The 26,308-nt window shown below is 65.9% G+C and carries 23 protein-coding genes; 14 read left to right on the plus strand and 9 right to left on the minus strand.

Translation table 11 applies throughout. The features are described 5' to 3' along the window. Positions 1 to 33 precede the first annotated feature (33 nt). The 3 genes from ACZ60G_RS17015 (at position 34) to ACZ60G_RS17025 (ending at position 4,314) form a co-directional block, all read left to right on the plus strand. Complete coding sequence (locus ACZ60G_RS17015; RefSeq protein WP_465811153.1) at positions 34 to 1,215, plus strand: type III polyketide synthase; 1,182 nt, start codon at positions 34 to 36, stop codon at positions 1,213 to 1,215. A gap of 30 nt (positions 1,216 to 1,245) precedes the next feature. Beyond that, positions 1,246 to 3,078: an ATP-binding cassette domain-containing protein gene (locus ACZ60G_RS17020; RefSeq protein WP_465811041.1), complete on the plus strand. Its 1,833-nt coding sequence runs from the start codon at positions 1,246 to 1,248 to the stop codon at positions 3,076 to 3,078. Positions 3,079 to 3,141: 63 nt separating this feature from the next. Next, positions 3,142 to 4,314, plus strand: coding sequence for a YhgE/Pip domain-containing protein (locus tag ACZ60G_RS17025; RefSeq protein ID WP_465811042.1), 1,173 nt, complete (start codon positions 3,142 to 3,144; stop codon positions 4,312 to 4,314). A gap of 178 nt (positions 4,315 to 4,492) precedes the next feature. Here ACZ60G_RS17025 and ACZ60G_RS17030 read toward each other — a convergent pair whose 3' ends face one another. The 4 genes from ACZ60G_RS17030 to pdxH form a co-directional block, all read right to left on the minus strand. Then, a complete protein-coding gene (locus ACZ60G_RS17030; protein WP_063047562.1) occupies positions 4,493 to 4,852 on the minus strand; it encodes an FKBP-type peptidyl-prolyl cis-trans isomerase in 360 nt (119 codons plus the stop codon). 42 nt (positions 4,853 to 4,894) lie between these two features. Continuing rightward, positions 4,895 to 6,199 (minus strand): citrate synthase, encoded by a 1,305-nt coding sequence (locus ACZ60G_RS17035; protein WP_465811043.1) that lies wholly within the window; start codon positions 6,197 to 6,199, stop codon positions 4,895 to 4,897. Positions 6,200 to 6,337: 138 nt separating this feature from the next. After that, positions 6,338 to 7,639, minus strand: a complete 1,302-nt coding sequence (locus ACZ60G_RS17040; RefSeq protein WP_465811044.1) for an MFS transporter — start codon at positions 7,637 to 7,639, stop codon at positions 6,338 to 6,340. A 98-nt stretch (positions 7,640 to 7,737) separates the two neighbouring features. After that, on the minus strand, positions 7,738 to 8,442 hold the full coding sequence (gene pdxH, locus ACZ60G_RS17045; RefSeq protein ID WP_465811154.1) for a pyridoxamine 5'-phosphate oxidase: 705 nt from the start codon (positions 8,440 to 8,442) through the stop codon (positions 7,738 to 7,740). 190 nt (positions 8,443 to 8,632) lie between these two features. Here pdxH and ACZ60G_RS17050 point away from each other — a divergent pair, with 190 nt between their 5' ends. The 4 genes from ACZ60G_RS17050 (at position 8,633) to ACZ60G_RS17065 (ending at position 14,619) form a co-directional block, all read left to right on the plus strand. Next, positions 8,633 to 9,781, plus strand: coding sequence for a citrate synthase 2 (locus tag ACZ60G_RS17050; RefSeq protein WP_063047564.1), 1,149 nt, complete (start codon positions 8,633 to 8,635; stop codon positions 9,779 to 9,781). Positions 9,782 to 10,150: 369 nt separating this feature from the next. Continuing rightward, positions 10,151 to 11,026: a polysaccharide deacetylase family protein gene (locus ACZ60G_RS17055; RefSeq protein WP_465811045.1), complete on the plus strand. Its 876-nt coding sequence runs from the start codon at positions 10,151 to 10,153 to the stop codon at positions 11,024 to 11,026. A 216-nt stretch (positions 11,027 to 11,242) separates the two neighbouring features. After that, positions 11,243 to 14,032 carry a HAMP domain-containing sensor histidine kinase gene (locus tag ACZ60G_RS17060; protein ID WP_465811046.1) on the plus strand — a complete coding sequence of 930 codons (2,790 nt, stop codon included), beginning with the start codon at positions 11,243 to 11,245 and terminating at the stop codon, positions 14,030 to 14,032. Next, positions 14,029 to 14,619: a GTP-binding protein gene (locus ACZ60G_RS17065; protein WP_051181491.1), complete on the plus strand. Its 591-nt coding sequence runs from the start codon at positions 14,029 to 14,031 to the stop codon at positions 14,617 to 14,619. The genes ACZ60G_RS17060 and ACZ60G_RS17065 overlap by 4 nt, the downstream gene beginning before the upstream one ends. A gap of 31 nt (positions 14,620 to 14,650) precedes the next feature. Here the strand turns inward: ACZ60G_RS17065 and ACZ60G_RS17070 are convergent, their stop codons facing one another. Next, positions 14,651 to 15,295 carry a hypothetical protein gene (locus ACZ60G_RS17070; RefSeq protein WP_465811047.1) on the minus strand — a complete coding sequence of 215 codons (645 nt, stop codon included), beginning with the start codon at positions 15,293 to 15,295 and terminating at the stop codon, positions 14,651 to 14,653. 64 nt (positions 15,296 to 15,359) lie between these two features. Here ACZ60G_RS17070 and serC point away from each other — a divergent pair, with 64 nt between their 5' ends. The 3 genes from serC (at position 15,360) to ACZ60G_RS17085 (ending at position 18,981) form a co-directional block, all read left to right on the plus strand. Then, a complete protein-coding gene (gene serC / locus ACZ60G_RS17075; protein WP_465811048.1) occupies positions 15,360 to 16,484 on the plus strand; it encodes a phosphoserine transaminase in 1,125 nt (374 codons plus the stop codon). A gap of 200 nt (positions 16,485 to 16,684) precedes the next feature. Then, positions 16,685 to 17,812, plus strand: a complete 1,128-nt coding sequence (gene sepH / locus ACZ60G_RS17080) for a septation protein SepH (RefSeq protein WP_465811049.1) — start codon at positions 16,685 to 16,687, stop codon at positions 17,810 to 17,812. Positions 17,813 to 18,237: 425 nt separating this feature from the next. After that, positions 18,238 to 18,981, plus strand: coding sequence for a DUF6928 family protein (locus ACZ60G_RS17085; protein WP_465811050.1), 744 nt, complete (start codon positions 18,238 to 18,240; stop codon positions 18,979 to 18,981). A gap of 8 nt (positions 18,982 to 18,989) precedes the next feature. Here ACZ60G_RS17085 and ACZ60G_RS17090 read toward each other — a convergent pair whose 3' ends face one another. Both ACZ60G_RS17090 and ACZ60G_RS17095 read right to left on the minus strand, forming a co-directional pair. Next, a complete protein-coding gene (locus ACZ60G_RS17090; RefSeq protein WP_465811051.1) occupies positions 18,990 to 19,301 on the minus strand; it encodes a DUF2537 domain-containing protein in 312 nt (103 codons plus the stop codon). Beyond that, positions 19,298 to 20,101: a TrmH family RNA methyltransferase gene (locus ACZ60G_RS17095; RefSeq protein ID WP_465811052.1), complete on the minus strand. Its 804-nt coding sequence runs from the start codon at positions 20,099 to 20,101 to the stop codon at positions 19,298 to 19,300. The genes ACZ60G_RS17090 and ACZ60G_RS17095 overlap by 4 nt, the downstream gene beginning before the upstream one ends. 634 nt (positions 20,102 to 20,735) lie before the next feature. Here ACZ60G_RS17095 and ACZ60G_RS17100 point away from each other — a divergent pair. Both ACZ60G_RS17100 and ACZ60G_RS17105 read left to right on the plus strand, forming a co-directional pair. Then, a complete protein-coding gene (locus tag ACZ60G_RS17100) occupies positions 20,736 to 21,941 on the plus strand; it encodes a GNAT family N-acetyltransferase (RefSeq protein ID WP_465811053.1) in 1,206 nt (401 codons plus the stop codon). A 360-nt stretch (positions 21,942 to 22,301) separates the two neighbouring features. Further along, positions 22,302 to 22,730 (plus strand): YccF domain-containing protein, encoded by a 429-nt coding sequence (locus ACZ60G_RS17105; protein ID WP_465811054.1) that lies wholly within the window; start codon positions 22,302 to 22,304, stop codon positions 22,728 to 22,730. Between the two features lie 25 nt (positions 22,731 to 22,755). On the opposite strand, the gene ACZ60G_RS17110 is transcribed toward ACZ60G_RS17105, so the two are convergent. After that, the gene (locus ACZ60G_RS17110; protein WP_465811055.1) at positions 22,756 to 23,193 is read right to left on the minus strand and encodes a MarR family winged helix-turn-helix transcriptional regulator; all 438 of its coding nucleotides are present in this window, start codon (positions 23,191 to 23,193) and stop codon (positions 22,756 to 22,758) included. A 63-nt stretch (positions 23,194 to 23,256) separates the two neighbouring features. Between ACZ60G_RS17110 and ACZ60G_RS17115 the strand changes: the two genes are divergently transcribed. Next, a complete protein-coding gene (locus tag ACZ60G_RS17115; RefSeq protein WP_245721380.1) occupies positions 23,257 to 23,493 on the plus strand; it encodes a DUF2530 domain-containing protein in 237 nt (78 codons plus the stop codon). A gap of 9 nt (positions 23,494 to 23,502) precedes the next feature. Here ACZ60G_RS17115 and ACZ60G_RS17120 read toward each other — a convergent pair whose 3' ends face one another. Beyond that, positions 23,503 to 25,548 carry a neutral/alkaline ceramidase gene (locus ACZ60G_RS17120; protein ID WP_465811056.1) on the minus strand — a complete coding sequence of 682 codons (2,046 nt, stop codon included), beginning with the start codon at positions 25,546 to 25,548 and terminating at the stop codon, positions 23,503 to 23,505. A gap of 127 nt (positions 25,549 to 25,675) precedes the next feature. Here ACZ60G_RS17120 and ACZ60G_RS17125 point away from each other — a divergent pair, with 127 nt between their 5' ends. After that, entirely contained in the window at positions 25,676 to 26,290 is a 615-nt protein-coding gene (locus ACZ60G_RS17125) for a TetR/AcrR family transcriptional regulator (protein ID WP_465811057.1), read from the plus strand. Positions 26,291 to 26,308: the final 18 nt, after the last annotated feature.

Genomic DNA, 26,308 nt, shown 5'->3' on the forward strand with positions numbered 1-26,308 from the left:
ATTTTTCACAAGAACGGGGAGAATTTCGTGTCAATCACTATCGATGAGGGAACGTCGGCGGCTCGTCAGGGGGACGAGCGCGGCCACGGCCTCGTGCAGCACGGGCTGCCACCCGCGCCGCCGACCACGGTCGGGGTGATCGAGAGCATCGCGACCGGTGCGCCGAGTCAACTCGTCGACCAGGCCGGCGCCGCCGATCGGGTGGCCGAGCTGTTCACCGATCCGCAACAGCGGGCGCGGATTTCGCGGATCTACCAGAAGACGAAGATCGACAGCCGCCGACTCGTCGTCGATCCGCTCGATCCCGAATTCCTGCAATTCGGCCGGGAGCGCGGCACGATCCGGGACCGGATGAATCTGTTCTACCGCCACGCGGTGCCGCTGGCCGTCGATGTCGCTGGTCGTGCCCTCGCCGGTATCGACGATGCGGCGGCGGAGATCGGTTTGCTGGTCTTCGTGACCAGCACCGGTTTCATCGCGCCCGGCGTGGATGTCGCGGTGGTGAAGCAGCTCGGGCTTTCGCCGTCGGTCGGGCGGGTCGTGGTGAACTTCATGGGCTGCGCGGCCGCGATGAACGGCATTCGGACAGCCGTGGATTATGTTCGGGCGCATCCGGATAAGAAGGCGATGGTCGTCTGCATCGAGCTGAGCTCGGTGAACGCCGTCTTCGACGACAACATCAACGATGTGATCATCCACAGCCTGTTCGGCGACGGCTGCGGTGCGGTGGTCATCGGTGCCGGCCAGGTCCAGCAGCCGCTGGCGCCGGGCCGGGTGGTGATCCGGGACAGCTTCAGCCGGCTCTTCGACGGTGCCGAGGACGGCATCGTGCTCGGGGTCAATCAGAACGGCATCACCTGCGAGCTGTCGGAGAATCTGCCCCAGTACATCTACACCGGGGTCGATCCCGTGATCACCGAGGTCTTGGGCCGCAATGGATTACAGAAATCCGATGTCGATCTGTGGGCGATCCACCCGGGCGGGCCGAAGATCATCGAGGAGTCCGTGCATTCGCTCGGTATCGCTCCGGAGCGGGCGACGCTGAGCTGGGATGTGCTGGCCAGATTCGGCAATATGCTGAGCGTGTCGCTGATTTTCGTGCTGGAACAAATGATTCGGCAGGAGGCGGCGAAGCCGATCTCGACCGGAGTGGCGTTCTCCTTCGCGCCGGGGGTCACCCTCGAAGGCATGATCTTCGACATCATTCGCCGGTAGTAAGCACCGGTCTCAGGGAGCGCAGCAACCATGCAACTCATCCGATTCCTCATCTCGATCTCCTGGATGCGGATCGCGGCCGTCATTGCCGCGGGCCTCATCTGCGGTGCGGCCAATACCTATCTGGTGACCCTCATCAGGGGTGTGGTGTCGCCGGAACCGCATCCGCACGTCAATATCCAGAGCTTCGTCCTCACCGGGCTGGTCATCCTGATCAGTGGTGTGGTGTCGCAGGTGCTACTGATTCGCCTTGCCCAAGAGGCGATCTACCGGCTGCGCGCGGATCTGAGCTCCGGGATCGTCTCGGCGCCGCTCGAGCACCTGGAACGGCTCGGCATGCACCGTCTGATGGCGACGCTGACCGAGGATGTGCGTTCGCTGTCGCAGGCAGTGACCGCCATTCCCAGCATCTGCATCGATGTGGCCACCATCGTCGGCTGCTTCGTCTTCCTGCTCGTGGTGTCGGGTCCGCTGTTCGCGGTGACCGTTGCGGGCACACTGCTCGGAATCGCCTGTGTCGAGCTGATTCTCGAGCGGGTGCGCAATATCTATCGCGAGGCGCGGGAGAACGAGGACGCGCTGTTGCGGTCGTACCAGGCTGTGACGCTGGGCATCAAAGAATTGAAGCTGCATCGGGGGCGGCGCCGCGATTTCATGGAGCGGCATCTGCTCGGTTCAGCCGCGACGCTGCGGGCGCAGAATGTCGATGCCGGATCCAAATTCTCGCTGGCACAGGGCTTCGGGCAGGCGCTGCAGCTCGGCACCATGGCGCTGATCCTGTTCGTGCTGGTCGCACCGCTCGACCTGTCGCGCGATGTGATGGTGGGGTATGTCCTGGTGACGACGTTCCTGGCGATGCCGATGCAGAACTTCATGCACCGCATCCCGGATCTGCTGCGCGGTGATGTGGCGCTGGCGAAGATCCGCGCGATGAATCTGTCCATGGAGACCATGCACGACGAGGAGCGGTTGCCGTTCACGGACCGTCCCGCCGTCGATTCGGCGCGGCTGGAGCTGACGAATGTCACCTACAGCTACCGGATGGAGCCGCCACCACCGTTCCCCCCGGGTCCCGGCGGGCCGCCGCCTGGGCCGCGAGGCGGCGCGCATCCGCCCGGGCGGGGGCCCCGCCCCGGCGGGCCGCGACCGGACGTCAACGGCCATCGGTTCGTCGACCACAGCGGACACGACAACCGGCCGATGCCGCTCGGCCCGCCACTCGAGCAGAGCAACGACGAGTCCGGATTCCGGCTCGGCCCACTCGATCTGGTCTTCGAACCCGGGCAGATCACCTTCATCGTCGGCGGCAACGGCAGCGGCAAATCCACGCTGGCCAAACTGATCACGGGACTGTATGTGCCACAGACCGGCGCGCTGTCGCTCAATGGCGAGCCGATCGACCACGAGAATATCGAGTGGTACCGGCAGAACTCCTCGGCGATCTTCACCGACTTCCACCTGTTCGAGGAGTACCTGGGCTTCGATCGGCCCGGACTCGACGGTGAAGTGCGCCGCTATCTCGAGCAGTTGCAGATCGCGCACAAAGTGACGGTGCAGGACGGACGGCTGTCGACCATCGATCTGTCGCAGGGGCAACGCAAACGGCTCGCGCTGTTGACCGCGCTGCTCGAGGACCGGCAGATCTATGTCTTCGACGAGTGGGCCGCCGACCAGGAACCCAAATTCCGCGACATCTTCTATCAGGAGATCCTCACCGAGCTCAAACAGCGCGGGAAGACCGTCATCGTGATCACCCACGACGATCGCTACTTCCACCACGCGGACCAGCTGGTCAAACTCGATTTCGGCCGGGTGGTCGCGGCGACGCGAACCGAGGAGCCCACCGGCGCCGAACGCTCCTGATCAACTGCGGCCCTTACGGAATTCTCAGAGTTCGGCCAATTCGGAGTTCTAGGGTCGGCAGATGTGGCTGGAAATCGCGCCCGCTGGGCCCTGCTCGCCGTTGCCGTTGTCATCGCCGGGGCGCTCGGTGGCGCCGTCACCGCTTGCTCGAGATCATCCGGTTCACCCGGCGGTATCGCATTGGTGAATGCCGATGCCGGGCCGACGGGTGCGCGCATCGCGCAGGGACTGCAGCAGGACGGCGGTGGTTACGAGTGGACCGTCGGCAAGCCGGGTGAACTCGACGCCGATGACTACGCGGCCGTGATCACCCTGCCCGCCGATCTCACCGAATCCATGGGCACGCTGGCGAGCGCGCAGCCGAAACGAGCCAAGGTCACGGTGGATACGCATAAGGGCGCGGACGCGGATGTGGTGAACGGCGCGGTGAATACGGTGACGCACCGGATCGGCGCATCCGGTGTCGATGCCGCCCTGGCCGCCGTCGCGCAGGCGCGCACCCAGCTGACCTCGGTGCAGTTCACCACCCAACTGCTCAATGCCGGAGTGAATGCCGCGGCCGCTGGTGCCGATCAGTTCAGCTCGGGCGCGGATCAGCTGCTCGGCTTCTTGGCCTACGCCAAAGAGGGCTCGGCACAGCTGACTTCGGCCATCGCACTGCTGAACTCGACCGTATCCGGCGCGGCCGCGCAGGCGAATCAACTTGCCTCGGCGCTGGATTCGACCGGCATCACGATCGGACAGGTACAGCAGACCGCTGATACGGTGAGCGGCGGTCTGGATCAGATCCTGCCACTGATGCGCGCGCTGCCCTTCGCGGGTGATCCGCAGGTCGCCGATATCATCGCGAAACTCGAAGGGCTACGAAATGTTTCCGGGCAGGCCGGATCCCAGCTGACCGATCTCGGCGATCTGGTCGGCAGCGCGGTCGATCCGAGCACCGACCTGGGCACGCTCCTGCGCACAGTTGTGGACCGATTGACCGGCGCCAGTGCGCAATTGGCCGAGGGCGCGAAACTCGCCGCGGGCCTGCCGCAGCTCGCCGATCAGGGCGGTGCCCAATTGGTCAGCGCCATAAGTCAACTCACCGGCGGCGTTACCCAACTCCAGCAGATCGCGACCAACCTCAGCACCCAAACCGACAAGGCCGTCGCAGCGCTACCCCAGCGGAGCAGCGCCCAGCAGTCCGCACTGGCGCTCGCGTTGACGGACCCCGTCGAGGTGGTCCGCAACTGACTGAGCCGTCGATACGTGTTGCCACGCCTGGCATTGTTCGTGCTGGCCCGGGTGGAACGCACTGGGCATCCTCGCCGTCGCCCACGAGGCCCGGCGCGTGGAGTTCGGCCGCCGAGCCATCCTGGGACGACTGCGGCCCGTGCTCTACGAGAGCACGGGCCGCAGTTGGGTTTTCAGCTCAGCTGGCGTTGAGCAGGTCGATCACGAAGACCAGCGTCTTGCCGGAGAGTTGGTGGCCGGAGCCGGCGGGGCCGTAGGCGAGATGCGGCGGGATGGTCAGTTGGCGGCGGCCGCCGACCTTCATGCCGGGGATGCCGTCCTGCCAGCCCTGGATCAGGCCGCGCAGCGGGAAACTGATCGATTCGCCACGCTTCCAGGAGGAGTCGAACTCCTCGCCGGACTCGAATTCCACGCCGACATAGTGCACCTCGACGGTGCCGCCGGGCACGGCCTCGGCGCCCTCGCCCTCGACGATGTCCTTGATAACCAGCTCGGTGGGCGCTGGGCCCGCCTGGAATTCGATCTCCGGCTTGGTCATTCGGCTATCCCCTCTGATAGGTGATGGTGGATTCGGTTGAAATTAGCGGCCGTTGATTTCGTGGTACTCGCGGTGACCGTACCCGGTGTAGATCTGGCGCGGACGGCCGATCTTCAAAGGCTCGCTGTGCATTTCCCGCCAGTGTGCGATCCAGCCCGGCAGCCGGCCCATCGCGAACAGCACGGTGAACATGCGGGTCGGGAAGCCCATGGCCTTGTAGATGACACCGGTGTAGAAGTCGACGTTCGGGTACAGCTGGCGCGAGATGAAGTACTCGTCGGTGAGCGCGGCCTCTTCGAGAGACTTTGCGATATCGAACAATTCGTCGTCGCCGCCGAGCTTGGACAGGATCGCGTCGGCATGCTTCTTGGCGATCGAGGCGCGCGGGTCGTAGTTGCGGTAGACGCGGTGCCCGAAGCCCATGAGCTTCACGCCGTCTTCCTTGTTCTTGACCTTGCGGATGAAGTCCTTGACGTTGCCGCCCTCGGCCTTGATGCCGTCCAGCATCTCCAGCACGGCCTGGTTCGCGCCGCCGTGCAGCGGGCCCCACAGCGCGTTGATGCCACCGGAGACGGAGGTGAACAGGTTGGCGTCGGAGGAGCCGACGAGGCGCACGGTCGAGGTGGAGCAGTTCTGCTCGTGGTCGGCGTGCAGAATCAGCAGCATGTCGAGTGCGGCGGCGATCTCCGGATCGACCTCGTAGGGTTCGGCCGGGAAGCCGAAGGTCATCCGCAGGAAGTTCTCCACCAGGCTCAGCGAGTTGTCCGGGTAGAGGAAGGGCTGGCCGACCGACTTCTTGTACGAGTAGGCCGCGATGGTGGGCAGCTTCGCCAGTAGTCGGATGGTCGACAGCTCGACCTGTTCGGGATCCTTCGGGTCCAGCGAGTCCTGGTAGTACGCCGAAAGCGCGTTCACCGCGGAGGACAGCACCGGCATCGGGTGCGCGTTGCGCGGGAAGCCGTCGAAGAACCGCTTGAGGTCCTCGTGCAGCAGGGTGTGGCGGCGGATCCGGTCGGTGAACTCGTCCAGCTGCGCCTGGGTCGGCAGCTCGCCGTAGATCAGCAGGTAGCTGACCTCGATGAAGTTCGAGGACTCCGCGAGCTGGTCGATCGGGTAGCCGCGGTAACGAAGGATGCCCGCTTCGCCGTCGATGTAGGTGATCGCCGACTTGGTCGGCGCGGTGTTCATGAATCCGGGGTCGTAGGTCACATACCCGGTGCTGGCCAGCATTTTGCCGAGGTCGACGCCGTCGTTGCCTTCTTTGGCTTCGGCGATCGTCATGGCATATTCGCCGCCGGGGTAGCTCAAAATCGGCTTGGCGTCGTTGATGTGGTCTTTTTCGGGCACGGAAGGATCCCTCTCAGGCTAGGACCGTCGGCATCGGGGTGCGGTCGGCACGGCGGTGCACTCACCTAGACGCTAGTCGCTGCTCGCACGGCCCGAGAACGAGGGTGCCCACCGGTCGACCTCACAAACAACTTCGCCTCAGGTGAGGTTTGTCGCGCTGTCGGACACCGGCACCGAGTGCGACCTGGCGACGCGATAGCGCACGAAGGCCGGGAACACGAGCGCAGCCAGCGACACCCCGATAACGACCAGCACACCGCCGCCCGCCGCGGCAACCGCGGTACCCAGGGCCGCTGCGGCAAAACCGTGGGCAACATCACCGATGCGCGGGCCACCCGCGACGATCACTATGAACACCCCTTGCAGGCGGCCGCGCATCTCGTCGGTGGTGACCGCCTGCAGCATGGCGATGCGCAGCGCGGCCGAAACCATATCGACCGCGCCGCCGAAGGCCGAGCAGGCCAACGCGATCCACAATCCCGGCCCGATGCCCAGGCCGTGACCGGTCCAGCCGACGGCGACGCCGAAGCCGACCATGGCCACCCCCCAGAGCGCGATGCAGACCACCACCGCGAGACCCTGGCGTCGCACATGCGAGATCCAGCCGGAGAACACGCCGCCGAGCACCGCGCCGATCGAAATGGAAGCGAACAGCAGACCGAGCGCGACGCCGCCGCCGGCCGGATCACCGAAGGTCTCGTGCGCGATCTGCGGGTAGAGGGCGCGCGGCATGCCGAAGACCATGGCGATCACGTCGACAACGAAGGACGCGAGCAGGATGCGCTGCGTCGCCAGATAGGCGAAACCGTCCAGGACAGTGCGGAATCCGGCCTTGCGCGCGGTTCCGGTCGGCGGGATGGCGGGCAGCCGCCACACCGCCCAGATGGTCGCGAGCAGCGCGATCGCGTCGATCAGATACAGGGTGGACAGACCGACGACGGGGATCAGCACACCCGCGAGCACCGGCCCGGCAATGGCCCCGGTCTGCTGCACGGTCATGCTGAGCGCACTGGCCGCGGCCAGATGTTCGGTGGGCAGCAACCGCGGGATGGCCGCACTGCGGGTCGGCTGATTTACCGCGAAGAGCGCCTGCTGCACGGCGAAAAGTCCGAGCACGATCCAGACGTTGTCGAGTCCGGCCGCGGCCTGCACCCAGAAGGCGAGTGCGGTCACACCGGTACCGCAGTTGGTGATGAGCATGAGCTTGCGCCGGTCCATCACATCGGCCAGCGCACCGCCCCACAGACCGAACACGATCAGTGGGACCAGGCCGAACAGACCGGCCAGGCCGACATAGCCGGAGCTGCCGGTGATCTCGAATATCTGCTGCGGCACGGCCACCACGGCCAACTGCGAACCGATGACGGTGACGATGTTGCTGGTCCACAACCGTCGGAAATCGGGATAGCGCAGCGGGGTGGTGTCGGCGAGCAGTTTCACCGACCGCAGCGTAATCAGTCGGTCAGTAGCTCAACAATGTTGGGGTTTGACGATTCAGCATCGCGGAGCGATTCGATGAGGGGTGACGGGTGGGCTTTCTAGGGTTGTAGTCGGTCGACCGTCATGACATCGCCGCTGATCCGCACCCGGATCCGGTTGTGCAGCCGACCTCTGCGCCCCTGCCAGAACTCCACCTCGTCGGGTCGGATCAGGTAGCCGCCCCAGTGCGGCGGCACCGGGATCTCGTCGATGTCGGCGAAGCGGGCAGTGGTCTCGGCCAGCGTGCGATCGAGTTCGGCGCGTGAGGCGATCGGCCGGGACTGCCGCGAAGCCCAGGCGCCCAGCTGCGAATCGCGTGGCCGGGAGCGCCAGTAGACGGCGGTCGTCTCCGCGGAGACCAACTCGACCGGCCCACGCACGTGCACCTGTCGACCAAGCGCGGGCCAGACGAAGGTCGCGGCTGCGAATGGAACGCCAGCCAATTGGTTGCCCTTGGCCGAGTCGTAATTCGTGTAAAAAGTCACACCTTCCGGCGAGAGGCCTTTACACAGCACCGTCCGTGCGACCGGACGCGGCCCGACATCGGTGAGCGCGACGGTGGCGACCACCATTGCATTGGGCTCGGGAATGCCGACCGCGGTGGCCTGTTCGATCCAGTGCCGCAGCAGCGGCTCCCAGCCGCCTGCCAGCCAGGTTTCGTCCAGATCGGTGTCCTCACCGCTGCCGAATGGCATGCCGCCGTAGTCGACTCGCATGGCGGCCAAATCGCTCGCCGGGAAAAGAACCCGATCATTTGCGGCCATTTCCTGACCGAGAGATGAATTGTCCAGGTCACGCATGGGCCAGACGTTACTCCGCGGTAGCAGGGAGCTAAGGTTTTGTTGATCGGCATGTGCTCGGCGAGCCACACCCCTCATCGACGAGAACAGGCCTTTTCCAGCGACCTGCAAGCAGTCGCCAAGGAACGAACCGAAGTGCAAGGAGAGTCACAGAATGACTACCAGCCATGCGGTGCCCAGTGGGCAGACCGCCGTACCCCCTGATTTCGTCAGCGGCTTGGAAGGCGTGGTGGCATTCACCACAGATATCGCCGAACCCGATAAGGACGGCGGCGCGCTGCGCTACCGCGGCGTCGATATCCAGGACCTGGTCGGCTCGCGGGTGACCTTCGGCGATGTGTGGGCACTGCTGGTGGACGGTGAATTCGGCCGCGGCCTGCCGCCCGCGGAGCCGTTCCCGCTGCCGGTGCACACCGGTGACGTGCGCGTCGACGTGCAGGCCGGACTGGCCATGCTCGCCCCGATCTGGGGCTACCAGCCGCTGCTGGATATCGACGACGAGACCGCGCGGGAGAATCTGGCGCGCGCCTCGGTCATGGCGCTGTCCTATGTCGCGCAGTCCGCGCGCGGCATCTACCAGCCCGCGGTGCCGCAGAAGAAGATCGACGAGTGCACCACGGTGACCGAACGGTTCATGACCCGCTGGAAGGGCGACCCGGATCCGCGGCACACCGAGGCCATCGACGCCTACTGGGTTTCCGCGGCCGAGCACGGCATGAACGCCTCCACCTTCACCGCACGGGTCATCGCCTCGACCGGCGCCGATGTCGCGGCGGCGCTGTCCGGCGCGATCGGCGCGATGTCGGGTCCGCTGCACGGCGGCGCACCCGCGCGCGTGCTGCCGATGATCGAGGCCGTCGAAAAGTCAGGTGACGCACGCGCTTTGGTCAAGGGCATCCTGGACCGCAAGGAAAAGCTGATGGGCTTCGGCCACCGGGTGTACCGGGCCGAGGATCCGCGTGCCCGCGTACTGCGCGCCACCGCACAGCGCCTGAATGCCCCGCGTTTCGAGGTCGCCGCCGCGCTGGAGCAGGCCGCGCTCGCCGAACTGCGCGAGCGTCGTCCGGACCGCGCCATCGAGACCAATGTGGAATTCTGGGCGGCGGTCATCCTGGACTTCGCCGAGGTCCCCGCGCACATGATGCCCGCGATGTTCACCTGTGGCCGCACCGCCGGTTGGTGTGCCCATATCCTGGAGCAGAAGCAGCTGGGCAAGCTGGTCCGCCCGGCCGCCATCTACACCGGCCCCGGCCCGCGCCAGCCGCAGGACGTCGCAGGCTGGTCCGCCATCGCGCACGTGTAGCTGTGTTATTGGCCGCGTGGCCGCGGCGTGTTCGCGGCCCCCTGGTGTCTCGCGTCCGAGCCGTCGAGACTCGCGCCTTCGGCGCATGCGCTTCGACGACTCGGACGCGAGACGGGCCGCGAACGGTCGCTCGTAAGACTCGCTCCGTGGTGGTCGCATATGGCGGATCGTTCAGCACATGACGCACACACACCGGACAGTCGAGTCCTTGTGCCTACGGCGCATACGCTTCGACCACTCCAACGCGAGACAGGCCGCGAACGGATCGCCCGTAAGACTCGCTCCGTCGGGGTGGGGTGAGCGAGCAATCTCGCTGCCGACATTCCGCGTAGCATCTCGGGGGACGCTGTGAGAGAGAGTTAACGGGGAATGCTGGATAGGAACGTGTCGCGGCGGCGGCTGATCGGATTCGGTGCCGCGGCTGCGGCTTTCGTCGCTGGTTGCAGTACCGACAAGGGCAGAACGACTACCGCGCAATCGAGAACGACCACCGCCGCGAACGCCGTTGATGTGCAGGCCATTCCGAGATCCCCGTTGCAGCAGATGCCCGCGGCCACCTCCCCCGCGGCGGTGGCCGCCCGGCACGCGGGTGCGCAGCCGACGCGGTGGGGCATGGAGATGGACGGCATCACAAGCACTTTCGCGGCGACCGGTAAACAGATGGCGGTCACCTTCGACGCGTGCGGCGGGCCCGGAAATAATGATATCGATGAGACATTGCTGAATCTGCTCATCTCCCAGCAGATTCCGGCCACGCTCTTCCTCAACAAACGCTGGATCGACGCGAATCCCGGTCGCGCCGCGCAATTGGCCGCCAATCCGCTGTTCGAGCTGGCCAATCACGGTGTGGCACACAAGCCGCTCTCGGTGACCGGCCGGGCCGCCTACGAAATCCCGGGCACCGGCTCGCCACGGGAGGCCGCCGACGAAGTCTGGGCCAATCACGAACGGCTCACCACCCTGCTCGGCAAACCGCCGCGGTTCTTCCGCGCGGGTACCGCGCACTATGACGACGTCGCGGTCGCGATCGTCAACGAATTAGGTGAGCGGCCGGTCGGTTTCAGCATCAATGCCGACTACGGCGCCACCGCGAGCGCGGCGCACGTGCAGAATGCGATGAAAGCCGCCGCGCCCGGCGCGATCTCGCTGGCGCATATGCACCGGCCGAATTCCGGAACGGCCGCAGGCATGACGGCGGCGCTGCCCGCACTGCGATCAGCGGGGTTCACCTTTGTCCATCTCTGAGCACCGTTGCCGCCCGTAGCCGGGCTCGGTACGCCATCGTGCCGGTGAGCCGCGGGGTGCAATTATTACGGTATGGAGTGCACGCACCCGGGATCGCGCCAATAACGCGCAACCTCCGGCGGCGAGCCAGTATGGTACCGATGCTGACCGGTGTCCCGATGTCAGCCGACCGCCTGCCGGTCGCTCGAAAAAACAAAGGTGAGACGGATTGCGGCCGTGCACCGGGCATTTCGCCAGCGCGAAGTGACCGGATCGGCCCGATCCGAGCGGAAGGCGGTATGTAGGGTGGCGCAGGGAATCTTCGCGCACACTCGGTGGCGGAATCTCGAGCAATGGCGAGTCCGCTGGAAAGTCGGCGCGGCCGTTGCACTTCCGCTGGCCGCGGCCATTCTGCTCGGCGGTCTGCGCCTGACGGTCTTCTTCCGCGATTACTCCGAATACGACAGTGCGGCCGATCGCATCTCCGATATTCCGGCGATCACCGCACTCGAATCGGCGGCCTCGACCGTCGCCGGCGGGCAGGTCTACGGCACCACCACCGACCAGGACCTGGTCGAATTGTCAACGGCTATTACCGATGCCACGTTGCGCGCGAAACGCAAAGGCATCGACGCGACGGTCGCCAGGGCGCTGAAGCAGATGACCGCGACCAGCGAGGTCATCCGCTCGGGCGGTAAGGGCGGCAGCGATCCGGTCAAGGCCATCGAGCTCAACAACGCGATCGTCGTCGATGCCGTCGGCACCGTGGACAAATTGCTCACCCCGATCGGCGTCGGCTCGGTCGTGGCCGCGAAGGCGCAGCTCTCCGATGTGCTCGTCGGCAAGGTCGAGGGCTTCAACTGGCTGATGGCGGCCATGACGGCGATCCAACAGCCGACCCAGGCCGAGAATTTCCATATTGCGCAGGGACGCATCCTGGCCGCGGCCGATGCGATCGAACGGGTGTTGCCTGCGGCCAAGCCACAACTCGATCAGGTGGTGAGTCCCAATACCGCCGTGCTCAAGGACATGATCGAGGTCGCGATGCGCACGCACGTCGTCGACCTGGTCGAGTTGCGGCGGCTGGCCCTCGAATCCCGCGATGTCTTCACCGGATTGACGCGCGAGATCGTGCAAGGCGTCATCCGCGATGTCGACGACAAGGTCGCCGAGGCCCGATCCGCGGCCGTGCAGGCCTCCCTGGTCGTGCTCGGGACCGTGATCGCGGCGCTCGCACTCGCGCTGTGGGTCGCGCACTCGCTGCTGCAGCCGCTACGCAGGCTGCGGGCGGGTGCCAGCGAACTCGCCGAAAAGGACCTCCCGAGCGAGGTCGAACGGATCATGCGCGGCGCCCAACTCGAGGACATCGAGGTGAAACCGGTGCCGGTGCACACCGGTGAGGAAATCGGCGAAATCGCCCGCACCGTGGACGGTTTGCACACCCAGGCACTCAAACTCGCCGCACAGCAGCAACTGCTGCGCGACCAGGTCAACGACATGTTCGAGACCATGGCGCGGCGCAGCCAGACACTGGTCGATCGCCAGCTCAGCATGATCGAGGCGCTCGAATTCGAGGAGAAGGATCCCGAGCGGCTCGGCCAGCTCTTCCGGCTCGACCACCTGGCCGCGCGCATGCGGCGCAACAGCGCGAATCTGCTGGTGCTGGCCGGAACGCGGTCGCGCCACGATCGGTCCGGACCGGTCGAGGTGCGCGATATCCTGCGCGCCGCGGTCTCCGAGGTCGAGGACTATCAGCGGGTCAAATCCGGTGCCACACCGGACGGTTGGGTCGCGGGCATCGCGGCCACCGATGTGGTGCATCTGATCGCGGAGATGCTGGAGAACGCGCTGCGTGCCTCACCGCCCGACAGCGATGTCACCTTCGCATACAGCCGGACCTCCGAGGGCGGCTTGCTCATCGAGGTCATCGATGAGGGCATCGGCATCACGGCGAGCGAACTGAACGAGATCAACGAGCGGTTGGCGACGCCGACCGTGGTCACCGTCGCGACGACCCGGCAGATGGGCATGTTCGTGGTCGGCAAACTCGCCGAGCGGCACGGCATCACGGTTCGACTGCGCCGGACGCACGATCGCGCGCTCAGTCCGGGAATCACCGCGAGCCTGCACATTCCGCCCGCGCTGATCGAGGTGCCGTCGCAGGATGCGGAGAATCCGTCGACGCTGAAGCCGGTGATTCCGGTGCATCGGGACACGCTCGGTACCAAGGCGACGGCAGAGGCGGGCGCGGGTGTTGCCGAACCCGCGGCCAAGGCGGTCATACCTGTTGCCAAGGCAGAACCCCCGGCACGTCGGATCGGTGCGCCGCCGTCGGCCGCACCCAAGCCGGCCGAACCTGCGGCGGATGCGCCCGCCGCACCGCCGGTGATCACCAGTTATGGTCTCCCGAAACGGGTTCCGGGAGTCAACCGCAAGGGTCGGCGCAAAGCGGGCGGGGCTGCTGCGAAGCCGTCGAGCACCACCGCGGCGGCGGGCGCGCCACCGCAGTCCGCTAGCGTGGCCGATTCGGGTCCCCCGACCGGGCCGCAGGAGCGGGTGGCGAAGACGACCTCGTTCTTCCAATCCGAAGAGGGGGATTCGGCGGAGACCGTCGAATCCGCTTCGAACGGGTCTGCTTCGAACGGATCGACGCAGCCCACCGAGGGGGAAGCGGCAACGCCGATTTTCGCCGGCATGATGTCGGCGTGGTTGGCGGATCCGACTACGGGGGAGCTACCGATTTTGACGAATTGGCATTCGGCGGCGGATGAAGGCTGGTCGGCGGCAGAGCGGGCAGCGGATCCGACAATCACGGAAAGGACAACGTCCGGGCTACCGAAACGAGATCCAGGGAATCAGTTGGTGCCGGGTGGGGCCGAATCGGGGTCGGCGGCAACGGAATCTGCGGCGAGCACGCGCCGCGACCCGGAAACGATCCGCACAGGATTGAACCGGTATCAGCGGGGGGTACGTGACGGAAGAGCCACTGGTAAGTTGAAACCCCTTGCAGCCGAGGATGTTCGATGACCGCACCTGAACAAGCACCACCCGAGACCGCGTCCCGCGCGGTCTCGGCGAAAATCGTGATAGCCGGCGAGATGGGGGTCGGCAAAACTACGCTGGTCGGCGCGGTTTCGGATATCGTTCCGCTGAAAACCGAAGCGCTGATGACCGACCTGAGTTCCGAAATCGACGACACCTCGGCGGTCCCGGATAAGACGACCACCACGGTCGCCATGGATTTCGGCCGGATCACCCTGTCCGACGATCTGGTGCTGTACCTGTTCGGCACGCCCGGGCAGCACCGGTTCTGGTTCATGTGGGACGACCTCAGCCTCGGCGCGATCGGCGCGATCCTGCTGGTCGACACCCGTCGAGTGGACGAAAGTTTCGCCGCGGTCGACTATTTCGAAGAACTCGGACTACCGTTCCTGGTCGCGGTCAACGAATTCGAAGGCGCCCCCAAGTTTCCCGAGGAGGCCATCCGCGATGCCCTCTCGCTATCCGCCGATGTTCCGGTGATGATGATCGACGCCAGGGACCGGGAATCCGCCAAGACCGCGCTCATCGCACTGACCGGACATGCGCTGGCGCGGGTGAAAGCCAAGAGTTAGCGAAGCGGCGGCTCGATGCCGAGCCGCCGCCCTAATCCTCATCGAGGGAGGCAAGCCAGTCGACCGCGACGGATTCGCCGCGGTCGACGGTGAAGAAGGCGACCTCCAGATGTTGGCCCAGATCGACGAGGCCGATCGCGGCCAGCGGTACCGGTTGGATCAGACGCACGCGCCACGGTTTCGCCTCGTCCCAAGCGCGCAGTTCGAGGTCCAGGCGCAGCACCGGGTCGTCGCGACCGGCGTAGTCGGCGGCGACCGGCGCGGCGGCGAGCACGGTGGCATCGGCGCGGCGGCCGTCGGACAGGATCTTCGAAATGCTCGCCCGGCCGGTCTCGGCGATATCGGGCACATAGAGCACCAGTCGGTCGCGATCGCCCGGATCGACCCGGCAGCCGACCACATCTCCGGGCTGCATCCACTCCAGGTCGTCCTCGCGCATCCGCTGCCGCACCCGGGTTTCGTATGGCAGCGCGCCTTCTACCTGCACTCGAACCCAGAAAACGTGTCCGGGTTCACTGCGCTGCGGCCGCACGCCGAGAATGGTCGCCGAGCCGATCGCGCCGTGAATGAGCAACTCGCGCCGCTGCGCATCCGATAGCGCACCCGTGCGCAATCCGAAGTTTCGCGGCCCCCTGCTGCGCTCTCGCCACCCCGTGCTAGCCGACGCAAGGTTCATGGGCGATAACGTTAGCCGGAGTGTGGTCAGAGTCACAGCATTACCACCGTCTACCCTGTTGGCCATGACCGCTGAGTTCCCGATCATTCCCGACGATCTCAAGCCCGCCGACGGACGGTTCGGCTGTGGCCCCTCCAAGGTGCGCCCGGAGCAGTTGCAGTCTCTGGTATCCGTCGGCGCCTCGGTGTTCGGAACCAGTCACCGGCAGAAGCCGGTCAAGGATGTGGTCGCACGCGTGCGCAGCGGCCTGCGCGAACTGTTCGCGCTGCCCGACGGCTACGAGGTGGTGCTGGGTAACGGTGGCACCACGGCGTTCTGGGATGCCGCCGCCTTCGGTCTGATCCGCGAGCGCTCGCTGCACCTGACCAACGGTGAGTTCAGCTCGAAGTTCGCCGCGGTGGCCAAGGGCAACCCGTTCATCGGCGATCCGATCGTGGTCTCGGCGGAGCCGGGCAGTGCGCCCGAGCCGGTTTCGGACCCGTCGGCCGACCTCATCGGCTGGGCGCACAACGAAACCTCCACCGGTGTTTCGATCCCGGTGCAGCGTCCGGCGGGTTCGGAGAACGCGCTGATCGCCATCGACGCCACCTCCGGTGCAGGCGGTCTGCCGGTCAACATCACCGACGCCGATGTCTACTACTTCGCACCGCAGAAGTGCTTCGCCTCCGACGGTGGTCTGTGGGTCGCGCTGATGAGCCCGGCCGCACTGGCCCGGGTCGAGGAGATCAAGGCCTCGGGTCGCTGGACCCCGGAATTCCTTTCGCTGCCGATCGCGATCGACAACAGCAGCAAGGATCAGACCTACAACACCCCCGCACTCGGCACCCTGCTGCTGTTCGCCGACCAGATCGAGTGGATCAACGGCAACGGCGGGCTGGACTGGGCGGTCAAGCGGACGCTGGATTCGTCGTCGCGGCTGTATTCCTGGGCCGAGTCGAGCTCCTTCGCCACCCCGTACGTCACGGATCCGGCGCACCGCTCACAGGTCGTCGGCACCATCGACTTCGCCGACTCGGTCGACGCGGCCGCCGTCGCCAAGGTGCTGCGCGCCAACGGAATCGTGGACACCGAGCCCTACCGCAAGCTCGGCCGCAACCAGTTGCGCGTCGGCATGTTCCCCGCCATCGACCCCGAGGATGTTTCGCAGCTGACGCGTAGCATCGACTGGGTTGTCGAAAAGCTGGGGTAAATCGAGCTCGGTCATAGCGACACGCCCACTTTCGACACGCTATAACTTGTAGCGCAGCGAGTTGAATAGAGCAGATTAGCGGGGCGCGGAGGGTCTTTCGCAGATTTCCGCCCCGCGTGTCTTGCCTCGAGATCATCAGTAGTGCACTACTGTTTCGGAAAGTGGGCGGTGTCGCGAGCCGACGCGATAAGGAGGTAACGGTGCGTGAACTTCGAGTGATCGGGGTGACGCCCGACTCCACGCACATCGTGTGCATCGACACCGAGACCGGCACCAAGTACCGGCTGCCCGCCGACGACAAGCTTCGAGCCGCAGCACGCGGAGACCTTGCCCGATTCGGCCAGATTGAGATCGAGATGGAAGCAACTATGCGTCCCCGCGATATTCAAGCTCGTATCCGTGCCGGGGCATCCGTTGAACAGGTCACCGAAGAATCCGGTATGCCGCTGAGTCGCGTGGAGCGATTCGCCTATCCGGTGCTGCTGGAGCGGGCCCGCGCCGCCGAACTCGCGCAGAAGGCGCATCCGGTGCGCGCCGACGGTCCGGCCGTGGAAATCCTCATCGATATCGTCACCGCCGCGTTCACCGAGCGCGGGCACACACTCGATAATGCCGAGTGGGATGCCTGGAAGGACGAAAAGGGCTTCTGGGTCGCGCAATTGCAGTGGCAGAACGGCCGTTCCGAGATCGCCGCGCATTGGCGCTACCAGCCCGACGCGCACGGCGGCTCGGTTTCCCCGCTCGACGATCCGGCCTCGGACCTGATCGATCCAGACTTCGGCCGTGCCCTACGCGGGCTCGCCACCATCCTGCCGCCGCAGGCGGAAATCGAGGCGCCGCCGGCGCCCGAACCGCCGGTAGAGACCCGGCCGGTGGAACCGCGTCCGGCCGAGTCGCGTCCGGCGCGCGAGGCCGCGGCGGCACCGGCGCGTCCGGCGGCCCGGACCCAGCCGACGTTGGACGAGTACTACGAGCAGCGATCCGTCGCGGCCGGTGGTAGCAGTACGCCGGTCAGCGCGGGTGGTGCGGCAGCCGCGATTCCGGCCGCCGCGAGCACGAATGCCATTCCGGCCGCGAGCGGTTCCGCTGCGGTCACCGCCGGGACGAATACGGCTCCGGCCGCCGGTGGTGCTCCGGCTGGTGCGGGCACCGCCCCGGCCGCGCCCGCTGCTGCCCCGGCCAAGACCGCGAAGCCTGCCGCCAAGCCCGCTGCTTCGGAGGAAGCTGCGAAGAAGGCGCCTGCTAAGGCAGCTCGGAGCAAGCGGGGAAAGGCTCCGATGCCGTCCTGGGAGGACGTGTTGCTCGGGGTGCGCAGCTCGGGGCACTGAGTTTCGTTCCTGCGTAAGGGGTTTCGGACGCAGGCAGCGCCCCTCCGGGGAGCGATGCATTTCTCTCTCGCGTGCGGACAGCCGTGGCGTCCGGACGCGCTTCGGACACAGCCTGACTTTCGACCCAGTGGCGGGCGCTCACCCCCCCCGACCAAGATCAGGTGGACATGGTGGCGGGGACTTCTCGGGCGATGCCGCCATAGTTTCCACCTGATCTTGATTTGCTGCGAATTTCTGAGGCCTGTTGGCGTGTTCGAGTACGGAAGGGCCGACGTTGGCGCGGGAGTGCGGGTAGATTTTTCGGGGTGTCGTCGACTTGATAAGTCGACGTCGGGCGGTTCACGGTAGCGGGAGTTGCTAGAGGGCGCCGTGGGTTGCTCAAAGTTTGCGGAGCTGTTTGGTGCAACCATCGGGAGGTGCCGGAAATGCTGTCCAAGGCTTCGTCTCTCTGGTACGTCGACGCACAGGATCCGTTGGCGGTACTCCGCGCGAACCACGATCCGGACCCCGAAGCCGCGCTCGCGCTGGCGAAACAGCTGCACACGGACCACGATGTCATGCCGATCATGGTCGGCACGCTGGGCGGTTGCGCCGGACCGGATGCCGACGAGGTGTACATCGGCTGCTATCCCGGGGTCACGGTGGTGTGCTCGGCACAGGCCGCGCGTGCGCATCCGACGGCGCTGGCGGAATTGCTGGTTCGCCCGCTCGCCTCGGAGCACACCTATCTGATCTCGTTCGACGCGCATCGCGGCTGGGGCGCGTTCGCGCATTGGGAGCGTGGCGAATTCCGGCGCTCGTTCAGCTCGACGCGGGTGAACATCCTGGAGGACGAGGGCCTCCCGCTGGTGTGGGAGCGTTCGTATTGGGCCGGTGATCATCCGGTGCGGTGGCAGGCCGGGGAACTGCCCGACCCGCAAACCCTCCCCTTCGACCCGCCCGATTTCGCCGACGCCGCCAATAACGAATGGCTCGGCTTCCACTACCGCGCCCCGGCCCCCGCAGGCGCACTGGTACCAGGCGATATCGCGGTCTGCGGATTCACCCTCTACCCCAAGGGCCAAGCACCCGACCCCGCCGACCTGATCCCACTGGGAGAGCACAACGGCGACACGAAACCGAGACGAGGTCTGCTCGACTGGCTGCGCGGCAAGGATCGCGTCTCGTAAGGGGGCTACTAACCCGACAGGCCGCCGATGATCAGGACCAACCAGCCGAGCAACACACCGGCGGTGCCGCCACCGATGACCCACCGGGTCACCGGTGCCAGGCGCCAGCGCCAGGCGGTGGGTGCGGCGCCGCCGACCGCGACCAGATTGACCAGGATCGCGAGCAGCGGATGGACGTCCGCCAGCGCCGAGCCGAATGCGTACACCGCGACGGCCGTCAGCAGTGCGACCATGGTCGCGACGGTGAGTCCGGCGGCCCACGGTGTCGGATCCTGGTACGGCTGGTAGGGCCGGTACGCCCCGTTCGGGAAGTAACTCACGACGTCCTCACCCGTTCATAGAACGCCATGGCGGCCGCGGTCGCCACATTGAGCGAATCCGTGCCGGGTGACATCGGGATGCGGGCTCGAATGTCGGTGGCGCACATGGCTTCCTCGGTCAATCCGGGGCCCTCCGCGCCGAGCAGCAGCGCCACGCGCTCCCCCGTCATCGCCGTCGCCAAATTCACCGCGGCCGGGTTCGGGGTGAGCGCGATGATCTGGAATCCCTTGCTCCGCAACACATTCAGCCCCTCCGGCCACTTCGGCAGTTGCGCGAACGGCACCCGCAGCACATGCCCCATCGACACCCGCACCGCACGCCGATACAGCGGATCGGCGCACCGATCGCCGAACAGAATCGCCTCGACGCCCAGTCCGGCCGCATTCCGGAACATCGAGCCGAGATTCTCGTGATCGTTCACGCCCTCCAACACCGCGACCGTGCGGGCCCGCTCGATGACGTCGTCCACGGTCAACTCCGCGGGCCTGCGCGCCACCGCGAGCACCCCGCGATTGAGATGGAACCCGACCACCTCCGCCATCACCTCGGCACTCGCCCGGTAATACGGCACATCGATCCGCGACAGATCCTGCGCGAGTTCCACCCGCCGCTTCTCCACTCCGAGCAGCGCACTCGGCCGAAACCGCGAATCCAACATCCGCTGGACGACCACCACCCCCTCCGCGATCACCAACCCTTTGCGCCCCGGCAGATCCGGCCGCCGATCCGCCGACTTCAGATCGCGAAAGTCATCGACCCGCGGATCAGCGGGATCGTCGATATCGATCACATCAGCCACGACATCATCCTGCCGCGCCAACCCCGCCCGGCCACAATCGGATCCATCATCGGCCGACACCCGTCGCCGAGATCTCCGAGACCAGAATGACCTCCAGTGTCGACATCTCCGGCTGCGGGCGCGTGGTCAGAGCATGAACTGAAAGCGAGCCCCGGGTCGACTAGAGCTAGATCGGCTGATTTGCGAGTCCGGTCCGGACAGTGATGACCGCGCCGCGCGGAAAGCGTCGACGAAAGCCCCGGAAAACCAGGCGTCGCGGCTCCCCGGCGCATTCCGCGTGAATGTGCAGGTGGAAGCGCCGCGGCGATCCACGGTCCCGGTTCCAGGAATCCACCGGTTACGCGGGGAACCCGCACCACGGCCACCACCGACACGGCGAACGCGAGCAACTCGAGGTGCAAGGCGGGAAAGGGCGCGCTCCGCAAGCTCGGCGCGAGAAATTCGTCCTTCCGCGGTGATAGTCACGGTCGGTGGACCAGTGAATCGGCTCCGATCATGCAGCCCACTCAGACGATCGGGCCGGCTCGAGCAGCGGTCCACCACTTTTGTTCGGGTGCGGGTTTTGGGCGTCGATCCGAGCGAAGTGGCGGTAATTCGGGTGCGGGCGGGTCGGGGGGCGTGCGATGGTCGAGGGATGACGCTGATACCCGGCATCACCATTCGGTCGGCCACCGAGGATGACGTGGCGGCCATTCAGTTGCTCGGCGACACCTCGTTCGGGATGCGCAGCGAACCGGAGTATGCGGAATTGCGGGCGCAGGTCTTTCCGACCGAGGAAGCGATCGTCGCGATCGAAAACGGGCGCGTCGTCGGACATGCCAGGTCCACTCGGATGACGCTGACAGTGCCCGGGGAGCGCACGGTCGAGGCCTGTGGAATCGCCGGGGTCGGGGTCGCGCCGACACACCGGCGGCGCGGGATTCTGCGGGCCATCTACACCGAGCAGCATCAGCGCACCGAGGCGGCCGGGCTCCCGCTGACCATCTTCACCGCGAGTCAGGGCGCCATCTACGGCCGGTTCGGGTACGGGCCGACGATTCGGCAGAACGCGGTCTCGATCGACCGGCGGTTCGTCGACTTCCTGCCGTCCGCACCCGATCCGGGCGGCGTGGTGCTCAGCACCATGGCCGATGCGGGCGAGCAGCTCCGCGCGATCTACGACCGCTGGCGGCGTCTGGTTCCCGGTGCGCAGGCGCGTCCCGAGGCCCGCTGGCAGATGGACCTCTCCGATTCGCCCGCGTTCCGCGACGGCGGCACCGAGCTCTTCGCATTCCTGCACCCGGACGGTTATGTGCTGTATCGCTACCACCGTCGCGAACAAGGCAAGTCCGCGGTGGTAGAGGAGATGCGCGCGGTAACCCCGGAAGCGCAAATCGCGTTGTGGCGGGCACTATTCGGGCTGGAGCTGTGCACTCACGTCGAGGCGGCGATCACCGACAACGATCCGCTGCCGTATCTGCTCACCGATCTCCGACTGGTGCGCACGAAGGCGCGCTTCGACGATTTGTGGTTGCGGCTCATGGATGTTCCCGCGGCGCTGGCCGCTCGCTCATACCTGCTCGACCTCGATATCGTTCTCGCAGTGCAGGATCCGTTCCGCAACGCGGGCGGCACCTTCGCGCTCACGGTGCGCGACGGCATCGCCGAATGCACACCCACCACCCGCCCACCCGACTTCGAACTCGGCATCGACGTCCTGGCCTCCATGTACCTCGGCGCCTACCCGGCCCGCGTCTTCGCAGCCGCCAACCGCCTGCAGGCCAAGGACGCCGCACAGCTACGCGCCCTCGACGAAGCATTCGGCGCGGAACGAGACGCGGTACTCGGCTGGTTCTTCTGAGCTGGGCTGTCTCTGTCGGGCCAGCCCGGTCCCCGCTGGATCGGGTTGGTCGCGCAGCCGGTCTGCAGCCGCGGAGCTGGGTCGTCTTCGCCCGCACGACTGGCTCTCGGGTCGAGCTGAATCTGTGAGCCGGGCTCGGGTCCACCAGCCGCGATTTCGGGGCTTTTCTACGAGCCGGACTGCCTCGAGGCCTGAGACGGCCTGCGTTTGCCGAACCGAGCAATTCTGAGCGGCAGTGACCCGCGGTGCTGCGCCGAGGCGACCGGTCAGGGCGCTGGTTCCGCTGATCGGGGATATCCCTGAGCCGACCTCGTACTCCGGAGTGATGTCGGAGGCGAGGTGGGCTGGCATGCTGGATTTATGAAGCCGATTCAGCTGGTACTCAATATCCTGTGGCTCGTTATCGTGGGGTTCTGGATGGCGCTCGGCTACATTGTCGCGGGCGTCATCTGCTGCGTTCTGATCATCACGATCCCGTGGGGTATCGCTTCATTCCGGATCGCGACCTATGTGCTCTGGCCGTTCGGACGCACCACGGTCGAAAAGCCCTCCGCGGGTGTCGGATCGATGATCGGCAACATCATCTGGATCATCGTCGCCGGTTGGTGGCTGGCGCTCGGCCACCTGCTCACCAGCATCCCGCTGTTCATCTCGATCATCGGCATCCCCTTCGGCTGGGCGAACCTCAAACTGATCCCGATCTCCCTGTTCCCCCTCGGCCGCGAAATCGTGGACAGCGACCAGCCATTCGGTGCCCAATACGCCCGGGGTGGTTACGTACCTCGTTAGCAACCAGGACCTGGGATGGGTTCGGTTACTCCGACTCGTCGACGAGTTGCTTCATGATGCCGACGGCGCGCGTCAGCACGACCAGTTGTTCGTCGGTGAGGGTTGAGAGCTGTTCGGTCATCCAGGCCTCGCGGGCGCTGGTTTCGTCGGCGATCAGTGCGCGACCCGCATCCGAGAGCGACACGATGATCTGGCGGCCATCGGTCGGATGCGGCTTGCGCTCCACCAATTCCAGATCGGAGAGCGAGGCGATCACGCGCGTCATCGAAGGCGGCTGTACGCGCTCCTTGGCGGCCAACGCGCCCGGCGTCATCGCCCCTTCTCGATGCAGGGTGGCGAGTGCGGAGAGCTGCGTCAGCGAAATCTGCGCGTCGGCGCGCCGCCCCCGCAGATGTCGCGTCAAGCGCACCACCGCGAGCGACAGCTCGCCGGCGAGAGCTCGAACATCCGATGGCGTGGTCACAGTGCAGAACGATACGGGACACGCTGGCCGGTGACCGCCTCTTCCCGCAGCTACGCTGTGACTGTGCCTCAGAATGTCCCGCAGATCCCGCCGCGCTTCACCGATCCACGGCCGGTCCTCGCGGTCGGCAGCGCCCTCTGGCTGATCGCCACCGTCGTCGTGTGGACCAGCGACCGCTGGGAATCCGCCCGCCCGGTGTGTCTGATGGGTATGGCCGTCGGCCTGCTCGGCTACACGATCTTCGCGATCCAGCGCCGGGGCGCCCGCCGCGGCGACAAAGGCGCGCAAACCGGACTTTGACCGCCGGCCTCAGCTCACTTCGAACTCGTTGGTGATACCGGTGAAGGGGTGCAGGGTGCCGTCGGGGCTCAGACTGTCCGCGAAGTGTTGCATGCGGTAGGTGCCTGGGGTCGCGTCCGTCGGGATGTCCCAGGTGAAGCGGGCTACGGATGCGGCTGGTCCTCGCTTGCTCCAATAGAAGCGGACGGCCCATTCGCCCTCGTTGGCGACGCGGACCCAGTCGCCGGATGCGTTGCGGCGCTGCACTTCCAGGAAGGTGCCGTTGCGGCGGGGGTTGTGTTTCGGGTGGGCGGAAACGAATTCGGCGGCGGCCTGGGTACCGGACGCGTACGAGGCGGCGGGCTGGGTCAGGACATCACCGAATCCACGACCCGACGGTGTGGTGTCCGGGCCGGGTGCGGGTTGGAAGTTCGGCTGCAGGTTGGAAATGTCGTGCGGCGCCGGTCCGCGCGGGACCTGCCGACGGGCGACGAAAGCCGTTGCCAGACGGGTGAACTCCTGCTGGTAGGCGGGCAATGTATAGCGTCCGAACAGGGTTGAGCCGCCCTCGTACTGCTGGGAGTCGTATTCCTCCGGAGTGGTGACGTATTCGTGGTACGCGTTCGCGTAGCCCTGCATCAGCACCTGCTCCAGCGGAACGCCGAGCGCGGCGGCAACAGCTCGGCGGATGCGCAGTCCGGCGACGATGGTGAATTCCCCACCGCCGCAGGCCAAGTAGAGCTCACCGATCCGAACAATCTGGATCGGCACCACATTCGGCACCCACGGCACCGGCGGCAACAGTCCGAGCGGCACGATGATCGCCTTGGGCGCCTGCGCATCCGCCAGCCAGGACGGTGCGGGCTGACGCGGATCGCCGAGCGCATCGATGAACGGATTGCGCACACCCTCGGGGATCGGGATACCCGGCAGGCCGGGACCATCCTCGACGCTGCCCGCGATGAGCGAGACGCCCGCGGCGGCGGGCGCGGTGTGGCGCGGTTGGCCGTCGGGTGTGAATCTGCCGTCGACGGCGGTATCGGCCAGGTCGATATAACAGAGCATCGAATCGACCGGACCGCTGATGGACTGTGCGCCCGACAACGCGGTTTTCGACGCACGGTACTGACGCTCGCCGATGATGCGGGTGTTGTCGAACTCGTTCTCGGTCGGTCCCGAGCCGGGTTGCAGATCGAGATTCGGGGACATATCCCCCGCGTTGGTCTGCGCGAATGCGGCGACGAAATCGGCCGGGCCATCGAGATAGCGAACGCCGTGCTCGGTGTGTTCATACGAGAACGAGGCGTAACCCTTGTTATCCGCGCTGATCAGTCGGTTCTGGTTGGTCATCGACGTGTTGTGCGTGGCGAACCAGGTGATTGCGCCGACTTGTTTGCCACCCTTGACGAAAGACAGTGCGGTGACCGCCGGGTCGATGGCATTCGAGAAGTGCTGTTTATCCGCATCCGGATTGCGTTCGAAGGCAACTCGTGATCGGTTGACGCTCGCGTCGTGCAGTTCGGCGCGACCCAGCGAAAGTGTGCCCGGTCCGAGATCGGCGTGCGCGGCGGCGATCGCCTCCACAATGCCGTTCACCTCGGCGTCGTATACCTGTTGTTGAAAACCCAGAATCGACAGGTTGTACGCGTAATCGTTGCTGGAGCCGCCACAGGTCGCATGCGAATGCGTCGAGGTGAGCGTGACGTTCTGTTCGGTGTACAGATCACCGAAGCGGCGGGCGAGTTCGAGCATGACGCCGCGATGCACGGACTGGAAAATCATGCCGTTCTCCGCTACTGCGAACACGATTCGACGCGCACCACTGTCGATGATGAATGCGCGAGCGCGCGGGCGCAGATGGATGCCCGCCGTCTGCTGCTCGAACTGTGAATAGCCCATCATTCCGCATTCGGCCGCCGGGCCGGTGATATCGGAAAGCCCGAGTCCGATGAGGTAGCCGGCCGATTCGGGACTTGGTGCGCCGAGCGCCGCGGTCACACCTGGCACCGTGGCCGCCGCCAACGCGGCCGAACCCGCCGCGGTTCGGGCCAGCACCGTTCTGCGTGACACCGGCATACGCGTCTCCCTTCGATCCCGTGCTGAAGCGAACCACACAACTGGACAATCGTCCAGTCGAGATTTTCGGCCCTGCGAATTGACTGTGGCGGAGTTGCGGACTTAACTCCCTTGGGTGTCCTCCCGATTGAGCGTCGAAGAACGACGGGCCCACCTTATCGAGGCAGCCATCGGCCTTGCCGAGAAAAAGGGCGTCGCGGGCGTGACCACGCGCGATGTCGCTCAGGCAGCTGGTGTTTCGCTCGGTGTGGTGCATTACTGTTTCGAAAACAAGGACGCGCTGATGACCGAGCTGGTCAAGGCGTTGTCGATGGAATTACGCGATTCCGTCGATGCCAACGAAACAGTTTGGCAAGACGTCGGAAGTGGAAAAGAAGCGCTTCAAAAATTGGTGCGCGCCGGACTCGAACTGATGTGGCTCAACATTGAAGCCACACCGGAACGACAACTGCTCACATACGAAACCACGACATATGCGCTACGCGAAGGGGAATCGACTCCCGCGAAACTCGCGATAGCGCGCGAACAGTACGCATTCAACGACACCACGGTCGCCGACATCCTCGACCATGCCCGCGATGCCACCGGTTGCCGGTGGTCCGTGCCGGTGCCGACGCTGAGCCGCTTCACCTTGAATGTGATCGACGGTGTCGTGCTGCGCTGGTTGGTCGACAACGACAGCGAAAGTGTGCGCGGGCAACTGGATCTGCTCAGCGAGATGGTTACGAACTACGCGGTGTAAGTCGGCTGCGTAGCCGCA

The sequence above is a fragment of the Nocardia sp. NPDC102475 genome (assembly GCF_055584605.1).

What these genes read in the sequence shown, in the direction of transcription:
- ACZ60G_RS17030 (WP_063047562.1), bottom strand. Translation starts at nt 4,852, where the DNA reads ATGACCAAGCCGGAGATCGAATTCCAGGCGGGCCCAGCGCCCACCGAG.
- ACZ60G_RS17100 (WP_465811053.1), top strand. Translation starts at nt 20,736, where the DNA reads ATGACGCTGATACCCGGCATCACCATTCGGTCGGCCACCGAGGATGAC.
- ACZ60G_RS17085 (WP_465811050.1), top strand. Translation starts at nt 18,238, where the DNA reads ATGCTGTCCAAGGCTTCGTCTCTCTGGTACGTCGACGCACAGGATCCG.
- serC (WP_465811048.1), top strand. Translation starts at nt 15,360, where the DNA reads ATGACCGCTGAGTTCCCGATCATTCCCGACGATCTCAAGCCCGCCGAC.
- ACZ60G_RS17020 (WP_465811041.1), top strand. Translation starts at nt 1,246, where the DNA reads ATGCAACTCATCCGATTCCTCATCTCGATCTCCTGGATGCGGATCGCG.
- ACZ60G_RS17065 (WP_051181491.1), top strand. Translation starts at nt 14,029, where the DNA reads ATGACCGCACCTGAACAAGCACCACCCGAGACCGCGTCCCGCGCGGTC.
- pdxH (WP_465811154.1), bottom strand. Translation starts at nt 8,442, where the DNA reads ATGGCCGCAAATGATCGGGTTCTTTTCCCGGCGAGCGATTTGGCCGCC.
- ACZ60G_RS17050 (WP_063047564.1), top strand. Translation starts at nt 8,633, where the DNA reads ATGACTACCAGCCATGCGGTGCCCAGTGGGCAGACCGCCGTACCCCCT.
- ACZ60G_RS17120 (WP_465811056.1), bottom strand. Translation starts at nt 25,548, where the DNA reads ATGCCGGTGTCACGCAGAACGGTGCTGGCCCGAACCGCGGCGGGTTCG.
- ACZ60G_RS17055 (WP_465811045.1), top strand. Translation starts at nt 10,151, where the DNA reads ATGCTGGATAGGAACGTGTCGCGGCGGCGGCTGATCGGATTCGGTGCC.
- ACZ60G_RS17105 (WP_465811054.1), top strand. Translation starts at nt 22,302, where the DNA reads ATGAAGCCGATTCAGCTGGTACTCAATATCCTGTGGCTCGTTATCGTG.
- ACZ60G_RS17070 (WP_465811047.1), bottom strand. Translation starts at nt 15,295, where the DNA reads ATGAACCTTGCGTCGGCTAGCACGGGGTGGCGAGAGCGCAGCAGGGGG.